This window comes from uncultured Agrobacterium sp., from assembly GCF_913777885.1.
Classification (GTDB): domain Bacteria; phylum Pseudomonadota; class Alphaproteobacteria; order Rhizobiales; family Rhizobiaceae; genus Agrobacterium.
The window spans coordinates 22,263-37,009 of sequence record NZ_CAJYTV010000011.1; the positions used below are offsets into that span (position 1 = coordinate 22,263).

13 protein-coding genes are annotated in these 14,747 nt (G+C 57.9%); 4 read left to right on the top strand and 9 right to left on the bottom strand.

Features of this window, described 5'->3' with window-relative positions; genetic code table 11:
* The first annotated feature begins 12 nt into the window (after nt 1–12).
* Nucleotides 13–783: a DNA repair protein RecO gene (gene recO, locus QZ869_RS08605; RefSeq protein ID WP_296104017.1), complete on the top strand. Its 771-nt coding sequence runs from the start codon at nt 13–15 to the stop codon at nt 781–783.
* A gap of 454 nt (nt 784–1,237) precedes the next feature.
* Here the strand turns inward: recO and QZ869_RS08610 are convergent, their stop codons facing one another.
* The 5 genes from QZ869_RS08610 to QZ869_RS08630 form a co-directional block, all read right to left on the bottom strand.
* Entirely contained in the window at nt 1,238–2,464 is a 1,227-nt protein-coding gene (locus tag QZ869_RS08610) for an MFS transporter (protein ID WP_296104019.1), read from the bottom strand.
* Between the two features lie 115 nt (nt 2,465–2,579).
* On the bottom strand, nt 2,580–3,425 hold the full coding sequence (locus QZ869_RS08615) for an MOSC domain-containing protein (protein WP_296104022.1): 846 nt from the start codon (nt 3,423–3,425) through the stop codon (nt 2,580–2,582).
* Nucleotides 3,426–3,436: 11 nt separating this feature from the next.
* On the bottom strand, nt 3,437–4,078 hold the full coding sequence (locus QZ869_RS08620; RefSeq protein WP_296039962.1) for an HD domain-containing protein: 642 nt from the start codon (nt 4,076–4,078) through the stop codon (nt 3,437–3,439).
* A 57-nt stretch (nt 4,079–4,135) separates the two neighbouring features.
* Complete coding sequence (locus tag QZ869_RS08625) at nt 4,136–6,922, bottom strand: DUF2339 domain-containing protein (RefSeq protein ID WP_296104025.1); 2,787 nt, start codon at nt 6,920–6,922, stop codon at nt 4,136–4,138.
* Nucleotides 6,923–7,093: 171 nt separating this feature from the next.
* The gene (locus tag QZ869_RS08630; protein WP_296104623.1) at nt 7,094–8,659 is read right to left on the bottom strand and encodes a VOC family protein; all 1,566 of its coding nucleotides are present in this window, start codon (nt 8,657–8,659) and stop codon (nt 7,094–7,096) included.
* Nucleotides 8,660–8,942: 283 nt separating this feature from the next.
* Between QZ869_RS08630 and QZ869_RS08635 the strand changes: the two genes are divergently transcribed.
* The 3 genes from QZ869_RS08635 to QZ869_RS08645 all read left to right on the top strand — a co-directional run bounded on the left by QZ869_RS08635 (nt 8,943) and on the right by QZ869_RS08645 (nt 11,732).
* Entirely contained in the window at nt 8,943–9,983 is a 1,041-nt protein-coding gene (locus tag QZ869_RS08635) for an ABC transporter substrate-binding protein (protein WP_296104028.1), read from the top strand.
* A gap of 145 nt (nt 9,984–10,128) precedes the next feature.
* Nucleotides 10,129–10,917, top strand: coding sequence for an ABC transporter ATP-binding protein (locus QZ869_RS08640; RefSeq protein WP_296039968.1), 789 nt, complete (start codon nt 10,129–10,131; stop codon nt 10,915–10,917).
* Nucleotides 10,914–11,732, top strand: a complete 819-nt coding sequence (locus QZ869_RS08645; RefSeq protein WP_296100905.1) for an ABC transporter permease — start codon at nt 10,914–10,916, stop codon at nt 11,730–11,732. Before QZ869_RS08640 ends, QZ869_RS08645 begins: the two co-directional genes overlap by 4 nt.
* A 47-nt stretch (nt 11,733–11,779) precedes the next feature.
* On the opposite strand, the gene QZ869_RS08650 is transcribed toward QZ869_RS08645, so the two are convergent.
* The 4 genes from QZ869_RS08650 to QZ869_RS08665 all read right to left on the bottom strand — a co-directional run bounded on the left by QZ869_RS08650 (nt 11,780) and on the right by QZ869_RS08665 (nt 14,660).
* The gene (locus QZ869_RS08650; RefSeq protein WP_296019495.1) at nt 11,780–12,604 is read right to left on the bottom strand and encodes a mechanosensitive ion channel family protein; all 825 of its coding nucleotides are present in this window, start codon (nt 12,602–12,604) and stop codon (nt 11,780–11,782) included.
* A 65-nt stretch (nt 12,605–12,669) separates the two neighbouring features.
* The gene (locus QZ869_RS08655; RefSeq protein WP_296104031.1) at nt 12,670–13,200 is read right to left on the bottom strand and encodes a tyrosine phosphatase family protein; all 531 of its coding nucleotides are present in this window, start codon (nt 13,198–13,200) and stop codon (nt 12,670–12,672) included.
* Nucleotides 13,197–13,808 carry an HD family hydrolase gene (locus tag QZ869_RS08660; RefSeq protein ID WP_296104033.1) on the bottom strand — a complete coding sequence of 204 codons (612 nt, stop codon included), beginning with the start codon at nt 13,806–13,808 and terminating at the stop codon, nt 13,197–13,199. The genes QZ869_RS08655 and QZ869_RS08660 overlap by 4 nt, the downstream gene beginning before the upstream one ends.
* Before the next feature lie 3 nt (nt 13,809–13,811).
* Nucleotides 13,812–14,660 (bottom strand): folate-binding protein YgfZ, encoded by an 849-nt coding sequence (locus tag QZ869_RS08665; RefSeq protein WP_296104036.1) that lies wholly within the window; start codon nt 14,658–14,660, stop codon nt 13,812–13,814.
* Nucleotides 14,661–14,747 lie beyond the last annotated feature (87 nt).

The window sequence follows — 14,747 nt, forward strand, 5'->3', positions numbered from 1 at the left end:
GGCAAGATTTTCATGCAGTGGCAGGACGAGGCAATCATTCTTGGCGTCAAGCGCCATGGCGAAACGAGCGTCATAGCGGAGGTTATGACGCGCGCCCGTGGGCGTCACCTCGGCCTTGTGCGCGGCGGTCGGTCCAGAACAATGCAGCCGGTGCTCCAGGCAGGTAATCGTGTCGATGTCACGTGGCGTGCCCGTCTTGATGATCACCTTGGCGAGTACCGGATTGAGCCGCTTCAGTTGCGTGCCGCTCAGTTGATGGAAACCGCGACGGCCGTCTATGGCGTCCAGGCTATGGGCGCATTGCTGCGGCTTCTGCCGGAGCGTGATCCGCACCCGCATCTTTATCGTTCGCTCGATGTCATTCTTGATAATTTATCCGATCCGGCTGATGCGGGTGAACTGTTCGTCCGCTTCGAATTAGCCGTACTGAACGATCTCGGCTTTGGTCTCGACCTTAGCGAATGCGCTGCAACCGGGCTTCGCAGCGATCTTATCTATGTCTCTCCAAAGACGGGCCGGGCGGTTTGCCGTGTGGCAGGTGCTCCCTATGCGGACCGGATGCTGGCGCTTCCGCCGTTTCTCCAGGGCGGCGAAGCGCCGTCTGCGGATTGCCAGAGCCTCTCAGCAGCCTTTCTTCTGACGAATCATTTTCTCAACAGACATGTCTATGAGCCGAGAGGGATTCAAGAAAATGCCGCCCGCGACGGTTTTATCCAGGCGGCGTTGAAGGCGTTGGAACGAAAGATGAAAGAGCATCATCAAGAGGTCCCGAAACCGGCTTGATCCAGAGGGGCATTTTTAGATTCTCGCCCGAGGATAAGGCCACGGCGGATATGCATACGGGTGCGGCTCGAGTGCTCTGCCGTATAGAGCGCTGCGTCGGACCGCTTGAGAAAGTCCGCGCGCGTTTCCTGGGTCATTAAGGTGGCTGCGCCGAGGCTAACGACCGTAACCTGTGCACCAGCACGCAAGATCAGATACTCAATCCATAAGTGCAACGGTCAGGCCGCGAAGCCACTTCTAACTCTAGCGCAGGCGGCCGGGACTGAGCGTGCCCAGGATCGCGTCGTTGGGTAGTAGCGACCTCGCAAGCGGTGCCACGCCTATCGTAAGAGGAAGGCCAACGACCCAAAGCATGATTTGGCTGTAGACAACGCACGTTTATTCTCTGTTTCGGTTGTCTTTATAAACCAACGATAGGCGCACTTGGTCTGGCAGACGAGCAGACCAACCAGTGCTATGCCATGGCAGGGCGCATAACCGGTTTCTCTTCGATCGGCCAATGGACGACTGCTGCAAAAATTCCCATGGCGACGCCGAGCCACCAGACGAGATCGTAGGAGCCGAGCTTGTCGTAGAGAAAGCCGCCGAGCCAGACGCCAAGAAACGAACCGACCTGATGCGACAGGAACACCACGCCGCCGAGCATACCGAGGTGACGGGTGCCGAACATGATAGCGACGAGCCCGTTCGTTGGCGGCACTGTTGAAAGCCATAACACGCCCATGACCGCGGCAAAGATAATGACAGATACCGGTGTTTGCGGAAGAAGCAGAAATGCGGTCACAGCAATGGAACGACCGATGTAAATATACGCCAGAAAATGCGGCTTCGAATAGCGCTGGCCGATGACGCCTGCAGCGAGCGATCCGCCAATATTGAAGAACCCGATGAGTGCCATGGCGATAACGGCATAGCGGGGCTCGATACCGATATCGCCGAGATATGCGGGGAAATGGGCCGTAATGAAAGCCACCTGGAAACCGCAGACGAAAAAGCCCGTGGTCAGGAGGAGATAGCTCTTATGTCCGAGCGCTTCTTTCAGCGCAGCACCGATGGTCTGTTGAAATTGCACCTGCGATTGCGACCCGGAAGACGAGTTGCCACGCAGCGGCCATGCCAGGAGCGGTACCAGCAGCATCATGGCGCTGAGGAAAACCAGGCTGTCGGACCACCCATAGTTGGAAATTAGCCCCTGACTAATCGGCGCGAAGATGAACATTCCGGCAGATCCCGCTGCCGTGCCGATGCCGAAGGCCATAGACCGCTGCTCAGGCGTGACATGGCGCGCGAAGGCGGACAGGATGACGCTAAACGAGCCGGCAGCTATTCCAAGCCCGACCAGAACGCCACCACCGAAATGCAGCCAGAACGGAGAGGTGCCGAGCGACATGCAAAGCAGTCCTGTCGCATAGAGAAGGCCTGAGAGGATGAGCACGCGACCTGTGCCGAACTTGTCTGCCAAAGCCCCGAAGAAGGGTTGTCCCAGGCCCCAGAAAAGGTTTTGAAAAGCCATCGCAAGGCCAAAAGTCGAGCGGTCCCAACCGGTGTCTGCCAGCATCGGTAACTGAAAGAAACCCATGGCCGAGCGAGGCCCGAAGGTCAGGACGGCAATCAGCGATCCGGCGAGGATGATTAGCCAGGGCATGGGCCTTCTGGTGGCTACGCTGGGTATGGTCGTCATGGTTTTCCTCCGGATAGGAGATGAGTATTAGTCATCCCTACTGTCAGGCACCAGCGACTTTTCTTGACAGCAGCATCACTGCCATTGATGCAATGGCGACAGATCTCTGGAGACTTCAACGACGCCGTTTTAGTGGCCATGCCTCGTCGCGCCACTCCACTACCTTCGCTACGTTGCCCAGTCGGACTAAACCTTCTCCGCGTGGGGTCAGGTTCCAGCCGAACAATACGCCAGGAACCCGCCTGTCGGCGGACATGCGGATGCGGCCCATGGCCTTCATCGGAGAGGGCACGTCACGCGATCCGGTCATCTGGTCCTGCGTGGTCATGATGCAGCGCGTGCAGGGTTTGACGAGATCGAAGCGAATGCCGTTGATGTCGATGGCAGCCCACCGGTCTTCCGCCCACGGCTCATCCGTGTCCAGCACCATGTTGGGGCGAAAGCGCTCCATGCCCACGCTGCCTTCGCCATTCGCCGCCATGTCCGCATTGAGAGCTTCGAGCGAGGCCGTGGTTGCGACCAGGATCTGATAGCCGTCGGCGAAGGTCACGGGTGTTTCCTCGCCGGTCCATTCGACATTGGCAAGGCGCTTCGATTGTCCGTCAAAGAAGGCGAGCTTCATCTCCTGGCCCAGCCAGTTCGATAGCGCCGCATTGGCCTCATCGATAGCGACGGCCGCATTGACGCTAGACTTCCAGACCGTGACATCGAGACGCGCAGAAGAGGGCAGGGCAAGCACCTCGCCTTTGCCTTCCATGGACAAGCGATAGCCACCCTGCTCAGGGGCCACGTTCAGAGTCGCGAGTGCAGGCATTTCGCGCTGGGTGATGAACTGGCCAGCGGCATCGACGATCATGGCACGGCGGTCACCCCGCAGGCCTTCGGCGGAAATGATGCTCTCAGACAGAGAAATACCGCGCGCGCTTTTGACAGGATAGATATTCAGTTGCCTGATCTGCATCGCTATTCCCCTCAGATTTCGTCCAGAAACATATCCAGCACCTGCTTGAGGCGCTGATGTCGCTCTATAGCCAGCTGCCGCCCGGCTTTCGTCTGAAAGCCATCGGCGAGTTTGAACAGCTTGTTTTCGAAGTGATCGATCGCAAAGCGCCGGTCGTCCAGCGGGCGGTTTTTTGCCAGCGGATCGACCGGATCGTAGAGGGCCGAACCCATGCGCCCGGCGATGTAGAAGCAGCGGGCCGCCCCCACCATGCCGATCGCATCGAGCCTGTCGGCATCCTGGAGGATCTTTGCCTCAAGCGTTTCCGGCACAAGATTGGCTGAAAAACTGTGCGTCAATATGGCATGCGCAACGGCGTCTACGTCCGCTGCGCTCCAGCCGAGATCCGATAAAATGCCTCGTGCCTTTTCTGCTGCAAGGCGTGATGCCTGTGACCGCAGAGGCGAGTTCTTTTCGACCGATACGCAATCATGCAGAAGAACGCTTGCGACGAGAACCGGTCCGTTTCCACCTTCCTGCGCGTGAATACGCGTGGCATTGCGGAAAACGCGGTGGATATGCGCGAGATCATGCGAACCGTCATCACCTTGCGCAGCATGCGGAATCAGAGTTTCGGCCAGTGCCTCAAAAGGCGCAAAAGAGTCCGCATGCATTCGCGATTCCTCAGTTCGATAAAACCGCGTTTTAAAGTGGCCAAGGCGTCGGCGCAATCATTCCTCGACCTTTGCGTCCTTGGGTTTTGTGGTCAAAATCTTTTGGTAGAAAAGCCCGATCCCAATCAGTACCACGCCGAGCCCGATGAAGGAGAGGGCACGCAGCACACCTTCCAGATTACTCATATCGATGAGGAAGGCTTTGGCGACGGCCAGAAGCACGAGCCCGGCGGAAGCAAGCCGAAGGCTCTTGGCATCAAAGCGGGAGCCAAGCGCCAGCATAAGCACCCCGATGGCAAGCCAGACGACGGAATAGCTGTAGGTTTCGCCCTGCAGGAATCCCTTCCAGTCGGCAATGTTTTCCCCTTGCCAGAAACGGCGCACGGAAAGCGTTGCCCAGGCGAAGCCCAAGGTTGCGCCCGCAAGCGCCAGCAGCGTGACGTAAAGCCGAGGCCGTTTTCCCTGGGCGTAAAAGGCAAGGCCAGCATAGGCAAGGCCTGGCAGAAGATAGCCAATCAGCAATAGATTGAAGAACGGCCAACGCCCGGTATTCTCCCCGGTGAAGTAAGGATTGAGCGCCAGGAAATGAGCGGCCAGCACGTTGACCATGGCAAGGCAGCCGGTAACCATCGAACCGTAACGGAAAACCGGGCTGGGGCTTTTCATATCCAGCGTCATCAACACCCCGGACATGCCAATGGTCAGCAGCGTGTAGATGGATTGCTCCCCGAGTGTCGGAACCGCCTCGTTCAAAACCCCGCCATTCATTGCATGACGGGTGAGTATGGCCAGCGTCAGCAGCACCATGAGACTTGCAAGCGCCTGAAGGAAGTTTCGGACGCGTAGATCCGGCGAGTGACGCAGGAGCCACGCGGAAAGCACCGCAAGCAGCGCAGGAACGCCATAGCCCAGAAGAAGCGCGTTGAAGACCGGGGTCGTGCCGAGGTTCTGCGGACCGACGATGGTCGGCTCCCAGGCGATGCGGCCGAGAACGAAGAGAAGCGCCAGAGCCATGACCCATGCAAGGGCAGGCCAATTGCGGTACTTCGTCGCTAAAACATAGACAAAGCCGAGGAGCGGGATGAGGAGCGTGGTGAAAAGACCACTCGTCAGTGCGTGGATGGTCAACACGAAGGCGAGAAACGAACCGACCAGCATGATGTTGACCGGCAGCTGAAAGGCTGGCTTGGCCCGCTTGTCGAACCGATAGGCGGCGCCCAATAGGACAAGGCCGATCGACAGACCGTAAGCTGCGTGCAGCCAGTCGCGCGTCAGATTGCCGTAATCTACAAAGCTGATGATGCCGAGCCCAAGCGGAACGATGGACCCGATGGCGGCCCAAAGAGTGCCGAACGCTGGATCCTTCGCGCTTCTCCGGCGTGTGGCTTCCACAGCAAAGAGCAGGAAGACAATGCCCATGATCCGGGTGATGGACGCCTGAAGGCTGTGATCCACTGCCAATGTTGCCGGTGCCGTGCCGGAATTGAAGCCGTTAAGAAACTCCAAGCTGTTTTGGGCCAGAAGATTGGCGCAACCGAGCGCCGCGAGCGAGGAGAATATTGCGGGCCAAACCGCATTCACGCGTCCTGCACCGAGCGCAGCAAGGCCGATAATCAGAACTGCGACAACGAAGGCGGGGTGCATGCTGATGCCGGAGCCGCTGGCAAGCATGGCCAGCGCTGTCAGAACGATGGAAAGGGAAACCGTCAGATTGATAGTGAGCGGCGCTCTTGTGAGAATGGCAACAAACCGCTTGGCGGGTTTTCCCGTGGCCTCGGTACTCAAAGCCGCCTCGTTATCCTGCGTATGTTCGAAAGCCTTACCGGGCCAGATCCAGATGGAGCCCGCCACCATTGCGAGCATTGCGAACGTGACAGGCTCTGCAAGAACGGGATCCGACGCCATCGTGTAGCCAACACCCCATAGTCCGAGGCCGATATTGGCGAGCGCTGGCACGATCAGCCACCTCTGGTACCGTGCCGCTAGCGTCGTCGCGGTCCACGAAACCGTGAGGAAGCCGAAGAGCGCCCATATATTGGGTGTCTCCGTCACGATGAGAGCAGGTGTGATCATGGAGCCGAAGAGCCCCAGCCCAGCAAGAGCCTGGCCGTGGAGCAGCGACAGGCCCAATGTGGCAAAAGCCACGAGCGCAAGAAGGATGAATGCTGCCGTCGGCCCGATATATTCGTAAACGCCGTAAGCTGCGAAGACGACTCCGAAGAGCGTCAGTGAGGCCGCGGCCGTCAACACACCTGGGATCATCGCGTTGGAGTAAGCTGCCTGGATGCCGGGTACGGCTTTGCGGCGAATCGCTTCGCCAGCCGCGGCCAGCAGCATGCCGAAGAGTGCCGCCATGGCAAGGCGCACGGCAGGGCTGAGAAGACCATTTTCGATGGAGTATTTGACCAGCAATATGCCACCGAGCCCAAGCGTGATGCCGCCAAGCCAGACGGCCCAACGCGCACCGAGCCTGCTTTCGAAACTTTCTTTCGGCGCGGCTTCAAACGCCGCGGCCTGGCCGGAGACCGTACTCTCTTCCGTCACCTGTTCAACGGTTGGTCTGACGGGAAGCGGTGGCGGGACAACCTGTCTATCCGCCTCCGCTGGTGCGGCGAGCGGTTCTGATGGCGTGAGCTCCTCGGCAGGTTTTGCATCTTCCTCGGGTGCGCGAGCAACCGCTCCGGCATCAGCCGTGGACAGAACGCCTGCCGTCATCTTCGCCTTCAGGCTCGACACTTCCTGTTCAAGCTCTGCCAGGCGTCTTGAGTTCTTGATGCTGGCATTCAGCGTATAGAAAAACGCAACGACATAGCCGATCAATAGAAGCAACAGGAAAGACGTCATAAGCACTCCGCGTATAGCTCTGTTTTTTAAAGCCTTTTATTGCGGTATCTGCAAGCCGTATCGCCTTAGTTTGATGACTGATTGGCCAGTCTCTCCTTCAGCTTCGGTTCTGACCCTCGAGCGTTGTGCGTCCTGTCGGACGGGCAACGCTCGATTTTCTTTAACGATGCTTTAGCTGGCTGAGCGGGCCGCAACCCACTCCTTTGCCAGTTCGACATCGTCGAACCCGATGTCGTGATTGTTCGGCAAAACCCGCACCTCCACATCGGCGCCGCGGTCCTTCAGTAGCCCCGCAAGCTCTTCTGCCTTGTCACGATGTCGGTCTGTTTCGCCTGCTGCGATCATGAGGCTTCGCGATGAAAAATCGACCGCGGGCCAGTGTTCCAGAACCGGCATGGGGCGCAACAAAAGGGCATCGGCCATCCATTCCGGGTGAAGAGCGAAGAAAGCAGCGAGGAAGTTGGCGCCATTGGAATGGCCAATGAAGCTCACAGTGTTTCGGTCGATCCCGTAAGACTGGACCGCGCCTTCCATGAATGCCGCAAAGGCCTCCGCTTCGGCGGCGATGTCCTTCTGGTCGAAGTTGAGATCGCCGAAGCGGCGAAACCAGCGTGCCATGTCCTCTTCGGTGCTGCGTCCGCGAACACCCAGAAGGGTGGCCGCAGGGTTTGCCCGGTGCGCCAGTGCCATGAGGCTTGTCTCGCTGCCGCCGGAGCCATGGAGCAGAACGATGACGCTGCCATCAGGCTCCGCCGGCGTGTAGAAACGGTGGACGAAGGGAAGCTCCCGATAGATTACGCGCTCCTCTCCGGGAGTGGAAAATTGAGGCAACGCTACGCGAACATCCTCTTCATCGCGCATGAAGAGGGTCGGAATGAACAACTCTTCGCCGAGCCTTTCCAGGGGCTCGTCGACGGTCATGCCCGGTGCGTCGCTTGCCATTTCGATCAGCACACCGCCCGGTTCGCGCACGTAAAGAGAGTGGAAATATTTCCGATCGTGGGCGTTGGTCGTGGAAGAGTTCAAGGACTTCAGGTGGGTGAGCGTCTCTTCCAGCTCATCCATATCACGGGCGCGAAAGGCGATATGATCGACCGTGCCCGTCCCTGGCGCGCTTGACCAGAAGCCCAAAGCATCTCTGACATCGACAACATCGCCGGAAGCGGAAGACATGCGGCGGACAGCGCCCTGTTTGCCGTGATGGGCGTAGCCGAAATGTTTGGACAAGAAACTCTCCGTTTCTTCCGGCACTTCACTGAGAACGGTCGCGCCGCGAATACGACGGATGGCATGTCCGAGGGGTATTCCTGGCACCTCGTGTGGTTGAGCCTCTGGAAAAGCAGAGGTGCCGACGAGCTTGACGATGATGCCGTCAGGATCTTTAAGCCGGATGACGGGTTCGCCAAACTCCTCCATAGGTCCCTCGGTTCGAACGCCCGCCTGCAAGGCGCGCGTCAGCCAGAAGCCGATGCTGGCGGGGTCTATGGCAAGAGAAACATCGAGCGTCTGGCCGTAGCCGACGCGGCCCTGTCCACCATCTTCCCAGACGAGAAAGGTCATCAGCGAGCCTGGGGAGGCGGCGTAGTCACCGTAAAAAAGATGAAGCTGCATGGCGTCTTCGAAGCCGGCGGTCCGTTTGACCAGCCGAAGTCCCAGGAAGCCGGCGTAAAAATCCACATTTGCCTGAACCTTTCGGGTGATCATGGTGATGTGGTGGATGCCGAGGGCCGGTGTCATGCTTGTCTCCAGAATGCCGGTTGGTTCTGTCATCTTGATCCTCTTTGGCCGTTTCGCAATCCATGATGGGCAGAACGATGTGTTCATATCTTCGAGTATCACCCTCACCACGATAGTTTTCAGCCTAAAAATCGCTCTCCATGCCTTCGTTAGCGCGTGAATAGGTCAAAATATAAGCAAAAATTCTTTTGCGTATTTTATGGGCTATTAGTTCTTGCCATGCAGAATGAAATTGGTTTGTATGGCGACAACGACATAAAAACCTCCAGAGGGAAATTTCTGAATGTTGACGCGAAGGCTGTTTTCAAAAGCAGCGGCTTTGGCCGCAATTTCCATGCTCGCCGGTGTATCCATCGCACCACTTGCAGCCTTGGCCGATACGCCAATCAAATTCACACTCGACTGGAAATTCGAAGGCCCGTCTGCTGGATTTCTTCTTGCGCTCGACAAAGGATATTTCAAGGCCGAAGGCCTGGATGTTACCATCGATAGCGGTAACGGGTCAGTCGAGGCCATTCCTCGTGTTGCAACCGGCGCATATCAAATGGGCTTCGGTGACATCAATTCCGTCATGAAGTTTCTCGATGAAGACCCATCCCAAAAGGTGACGGCCGTTTATATGGTCTACGAACGCCCCACATTCGCGGTTGTTGGCCGCAAGTCCCTAGGCGTGACCGAAGACCCGAAGTCTCTGCAAGGCAAGAAGCTCGGCGCCCCGCCGCCAGATGGCGCCTTCGCGCAGTGGAACGCCTTCAAGCAAGTCGCCAAGATCGATGACAGCAAGATTACCATCCAGTCGATCGGTTTTCCTGTTCGCGAGCCGATGCTGGCGAAAGGCGATGTCGATGCCGTTTTCGGCTTTGCCTTCTCGGTGATTCTCAACCTCAAGGCCCAGGGCATTGCTGATGACGATATCGCGACCATCCTGATGGCCGAACACGGCTTGAATCTTTATGGCAACGCCGTTCTCGTAAATACTGATTTTGCGGCAAAAAATCCGCAGGCCGTTAAGGGTTTCCTTAAAGCACTTGCAAAGGGTTTTGCCGATGCGGTCAAGAACCCGGAAGAGGGCGTTGCGGCAGTATTAAAGCGTAACGAAACGCTCAATCCCGACATCGAATTGCAGCGACTGACTATGGCAAACTCGATGAACATCAAGACGCCCTACGTGACCGAAAACGGCATGGGTGGGGTCGATCCCTTGCGCCTTGCCGCTTCCATGGAAACGCTGAAGATTTCTATTGGCCTTAAGGGGAACGTGAAGGCCGAGCAGGTTTTCGACGCAAGTTATCTGCCGCCAAAGGAAGAGCGTATGCTTCCCTGATGGTGGCCTGGAGCGACAAGCCCGATAGATTGTCATGCTCGGGCTCGACCCGAGCATCCATCCATGGAGAAGATCGCTTCATGGCGTTTGGTCCTTGCGTAGGCGACCGTAACGTATCTTTTGGAAGATAACAGGAACTCACGATATGTCTCATCTGGTGGAAATCGACGGGGTCGATATGCGCTATGGAGGTGCGTCGGGTACGCTCGCCGTCTCGAACCTAAAGCTCACGGTAGACAGAGGGGAGTTTGCAGCCGTTGTCGGGCCGTCCGGCTGCGGAAAGTCGACGCTGATGAAGCTCGTCACAGGCCTGCACATTCCCCAAAGTGGTAATGTCATTGTCGGCGGCAAGCAGGTGACAGAACCGGTTTCCATCGTAGGCATGGCGTTTCAGAACCCCACAATGCTGCCGTGGCGCACGACACTTGAAAACATCTTGCTGCCGCTGGAGATCGTTGAAAGACATCGCCGCCGCCTGCGCGCCAACAAGGCGGAGTATGTGGCAAAAGCCGAGCGACTGCTGGAAATTGTCGGCCTCAAAGGCTTCGGATCGAAGTTTCCCTGGCAGCTTTCCGGCGGCATGCAGCAACGCGCCAATCTTTGTCGTGCTCTCATTCACGAGCCGCAACTGCTGATGCTGGATGAGCCTTTCGGCGCCCTGGACGCCTTCACCCGTGAGGAATTGTGGTGCGTCATCCGTGATCTTCACGCTGTCCAGCGCGTGACGATCATTCTGGTCACCCATGATCTGCGCGAGGCGGTATTCCTGGCCGACAAGATTTTCGTCATGAGCGCCAGGCCGGGTAGGGTGCTTGCGGAGCACCGCGTGCCATTCGAGCGGCCGCGCCAGTTGTCGCTGATGTACGAAAGGGGTTTCAATGACATGGTTCAGGAACTGCATGGAGAGATCGCCCAGGCGAGGGTGGCGGCATGAGTGCGGTTGTCGAAGGCCAGCTTGCGACTGCCCAAAGAAAGCCGCTCGTTGAGCGCATCAACTGGGTCAAGGCTGCGCCCTGGCTCTACACGCTCGCTCTTTTCGCCGCCTGGGAACTGCTCGTCTTTGCGCTTAAGATGCCGCAGACGGTGCTGCCATCGCCCACGCGCGTGGCCCAGGCCGTGGTGCAATACTGGTCGCCGATCTGGAAGAACTCGCTACAAACGCTTTACACCACGACACTCGGCTTTGCGATTGCCGTCGTCGCCGGTCTCGGCATAGGTCTCTTCATCGGCTGGTCGAAGACGATCTATGCCGGGCTTTATCCGCTGATGATCGGCTTCAACGCGATCCCCAAGGTGGCACTGGTGCCGGTTCTCGTCATCTGGTTCGGCATCGGAACCGTGCCTGCGGTGCTGACGGCGTTCCTGATTTCCTTCTTTCCCATCGTCGTCAACGTTGCCACCGGCCTCGCCACGATCGAACCGGACACCGAAGATGTGTTGCGGGCGCTGGGCGCCAAGAAGATGGATATCATGCTGAAAGTGGGCATCCCGCGCTGCATGCCCTATTTCTTCGGTTCCTTGAAAATTGCCATCACGCTCGCCTTCGTGGGATCCGTTGTATCGGAAACCGTCGCCTCCAATAACGGACTGGGCAACATGATGAGTTCGGCTCAAAGCCAGTTCAACGTGCCACTGGTGTTTGCCGGGCTGCTGATGCTCGCGGTCGAAGGTATCGTCATGTACGCCATCATGGCCTGGGTAGAGAAGCGCATGACGGGATGGGCACATCGCTCGACCATGGGGCAATGAAGTTAAGCGCTAATGCAAAGAGAAAAGCCGGTTCACCCGGCCTTTCGTCATTCCGACGGCGTGTCCTCAACCTTAGCCTCGCGTTCCTCGAAAGCAAGCTTCAGCGCCTTCGTGATGTCGCGTGTCGTTGCAAACCAGTTTGCGCTGCGCACCCAGTAGCGCAGCTTGACGGTTGCGCTGTCGGCGCTGGCGGCATCGACGAATGTGGTCGGAGCAGGGTCGAGCAGCACACGGCTTTCATTGCGCGCGATCTGCATCAACATATCCTGTGTCTCGGCAATACTTTCGCCCTTCGGCACCGTAACGCTCAGCTCGTGGCGACGCGATGGAAAGCGGCTGTGGTTGGTGATCGGTACGTTCCACAGGGTAGAATTTGGCGCAAGTCGATACAGTCCATCGCTCGTCTTGAGTTCGGTGGCGAAAAGGCCGATTTCAATGATGGTGCCGGAGACTGCACTCGTCTCGATATATTCCCCAACTCGAAACGGGCGAAGGACCAGAAGCATGATACCAGCTGCAATGTTCTGTAGCGTACCTTGGAGAGCCAGACCGATGGCAAGACCTGCGGCACCGAGTGCAGCGAGAATGGATGCGGTCTGCACACCGAACTGGCCAAGCACCATCACCATGACGAGGATGAGCACGACATAGCGGATAGCGCCGGCAAAGAAGCCTGCAAGGGTTGCGTCGAAACCGCGAATGCGTGACAGTCCCTGGAATGCCCAACGCTGGAGGAAAGTCGCGGCAAGCCAGCCGATGATGAGAAGAAGAAGCGCGCCGATGACGGAGAAGGAATATTGAACCGCCAACGCGCTCGCTTGCCGGAGCGCGGCCTGCGATGCCACGATGATATCCGTTGCCTGTTGTTCCATGGATCGTCCTTGATGATCTTTCGGTGTTCAGGGTTGGTAACGATAGGTTTCGGCTGGGGTTCCCGTTAAAGCGGGACCGAATCGCTAAGCGGCAGCACGAAGGGGACGTTGCCATCGGTGTCCGCACCGCGGCCGATCGCCTTGATTGCGCTCACCAATCGACCCTTGCGGTCAAGGAGCCTGTCGCCGATTTCAATGATACGGGCATTCGGTGTCGCATATGGGGATACTGTTCTTAGCCGGCGTGCTAGCGCTGTTTCATCCTGATCCGGATAGAGAGCCAGTGCGGCGACGATCGCTGCGGCTGGCGAACGGGAAACACCCATCCAGCAATGGATCAAGAGCGGCGCGGATTGATCCCATTCACTGGCAAAATCGATCAGCCGCAGAACATGGGCATCGTCCGGCGCGATGAGAGCGTCGTTCCCCTTAAAGGCGATATCGTTCATTTGCAGTGTCAGATGCCGCTCTGCAGAAATCACGGCAGGGCGGTGAAAGGCCTGCTCCTTGGCGATCAAGGTAATCATTTCACGCGCCTTGTGGCGCACGGCCATTTCTCCGATGCGGGAAAGTGGCGAGACGACAATTGCGGTCATGCTGGGGCCTTGCGTAATGCTTCGATCACTTCGAAGCGTGCGATGAAACGGCGCTGTGCCTCCGTTGCGGGAACGGGATCGATGGCGATCATGTCGCGACTGATGCCGCGCGGAAGGCCGAAGAATTTTTGCGCCTCCGCAAGCGAAAAGCCTGCAAGCTCAGTGGCTTCGAAAAAGGCAGCAACCGTGTCGGCTTTCTTGATGCGGTCTTTTAGTTCGCGTGTGGGATGTGGCGGCAAGGAGAAACGCCGATGAATGGCGGCTTCCAGTCGGCTTTCGACACTTTTGTAGCCCCCACCAACGACGGATTTAAACGGAGAGATCATATCGCCGATCACATATTCCGGTGCATCATGCAGCAGCGCCATCAGCATATCATTCGGGGAAGCCGATGGATTCAAACGGCAAAAAATCGCCTCGACGATGAGACTGTGCTGCGCAACCGAAAAGGCGTGGTCGCCGCGCGTTTGACCGTTCCAACGCGCCACACGCGCCAAGCCGTGGGCGATATCGGCAAGCTCTACATCCAGCGGTGAGGGATCGAGAAGATCGAGCCGCCTGCCGGAAAGCATGCGTTGCCATGCGCGCGGGGCCTTTGATATTGCCACCGCTTAGTCCTCTGTGCTTGCAAGCGGATCGGTTGAGGGAAAGCTCAACCCAGTCCACTCCGGCAGAGACACTGACACGGTGACATCCCCTGCCATCATCGCAACGTTCGACGACATCGCGTCCGCGGCCCGATCGGTGCGCACTATCGCGAGGCCCTTGTCTGCGCTGACCGTGCCAAGTGTCCCAATCGGCTTACCACCTGCCATGATCTCGGTGCCAGTTGCCGGAAGGATGTGTTCGCCAGAAACGATGACGACCCGCCGACGTGCCGTGCCGCGATGCTTCATGCGCGAGACGACTTCCTGACCGACGAAGCAACCCTTCTTGAAGGACACGCCGTCATTTACATCCATCAACACGTCATGGGGGAACGCATCCTGTAGCGCGTAATCGCGACCCGATTCGGCAACCCCAGATGCTATCCGCAGCAGGTCGTAACTGGACGAATCGCCGCTCACGTGGTGACCCGGAACGCGATAAAGCACCACCCTCGCTTTGGCGAAGCGTCCGTCTTTGACGCTGTGTTGCGGGACAGAATCGTCCCAATGGACGCTGACGCCTTCCGTCTCTTCGGCTTGCAGATCGACAGCCGCGCGCAATTTGTACATGGTCAAGCGGCGCAGCAACGCCTCCTGTTGATCCTTGTCTGTCTCCAAACGGTACGCAGCGCCGTCGCGTGCGATCAGAAAATCAAACAGGATCTTGCCCTGCGGCGTCAGTAGCGCGCCTGCACGCGCTTCCGTATCCGGCAGCGCATCCAGATCCGTGGTGATCAGGTTTTGCAGGAAATCGGAAGCCGCTTCGCCACCAATGCGGATGAAACGACGGTTCGGCAAGAAGGCGGATGACATGGCGTTACCATTCAGCTGGATTTTTTCCCTACGGCCTCGGCCCGAATATCAAAATCGGATTTCGAAAAAAGCCCGAGGCGTAGAGAC

Excerpts from the sequence above, each read along its gene's own strand:
- recO (WP_296104017.1), top strand. The coding sequence starts at position 13 with ATGCAGTGGCAGGACGAGGCAATCATTCTTGGCGTCAAGCGCCATGGC.
- QZ869_RS08610 (WP_296104019.1), bottom strand. The coding sequence starts at position 2,464 with ATGACGACCATACCCAGCGTAGCCACCAGAAGGCCCATGCCCTGGCTA.
- QZ869_RS08615 (WP_296104022.1), bottom strand. The coding sequence starts at position 3,425 with ATGCAGATCAGGCAACTGAATATCTATCCTGTCAAAAGCGCGCGCGGT.
- QZ869_RS08620 (WP_296039962.1), bottom strand. The coding sequence starts at position 4,078 with ATGCATGCGGACTCTTTTGCGCCTTTTGAGGCACTGGCCGAAACTCTG.
- QZ869_RS08625 (WP_296104025.1), bottom strand. The coding sequence starts at position 6,922 with ATGACGTCTTTCCTGTTGCTTCTATTGATCGGCTATGTCGTTGCGTTT.
- QZ869_RS08630 (WP_296104623.1), bottom strand. The coding sequence starts at position 8,659 with ATGACACCGGCCCTCGGCATCCACCACATCACCATGATCACCCGAAAG.
- QZ869_RS08635 (WP_296104028.1), top strand. The coding sequence starts at position 8,943 with ATGTTGACGCGAAGGCTGTTTTCAAAAGCAGCGGCTTTGGCCGCAATT.
- QZ869_RS08640 (WP_296039968.1), top strand. The coding sequence starts at position 10,129 with ATGTCTCATCTGGTGGAAATCGACGGGGTCGATATGCGCTATGGAGGT.
- QZ869_RS08645 (WP_296100905.1), top strand. The coding sequence starts at position 10,914 with ATGAGTGCGGTTGTCGAAGGCCAGCTTGCGACTGCCCAAAGAAAGCCG.
- QZ869_RS08650 (WP_296019495.1), bottom strand. The coding sequence starts at position 12,604 with ATGGAACAACAGGCAACGGATATCATCGTGGCATCGCAGGCCGCGCTC.
- QZ869_RS08655 (WP_296104031.1), bottom strand. The coding sequence starts at position 13,200 with ATGACCGCAATTGTCGTCTCGCCACTTTCCCGCATCGGAGAAATGGCC.
- QZ869_RS08665 (WP_296104036.1), bottom strand. The coding sequence starts at position 14,660 with ATGTCATCCGCCTTCTTGCCGAACCGTCGTTTCATCCGCATTGGTGGC.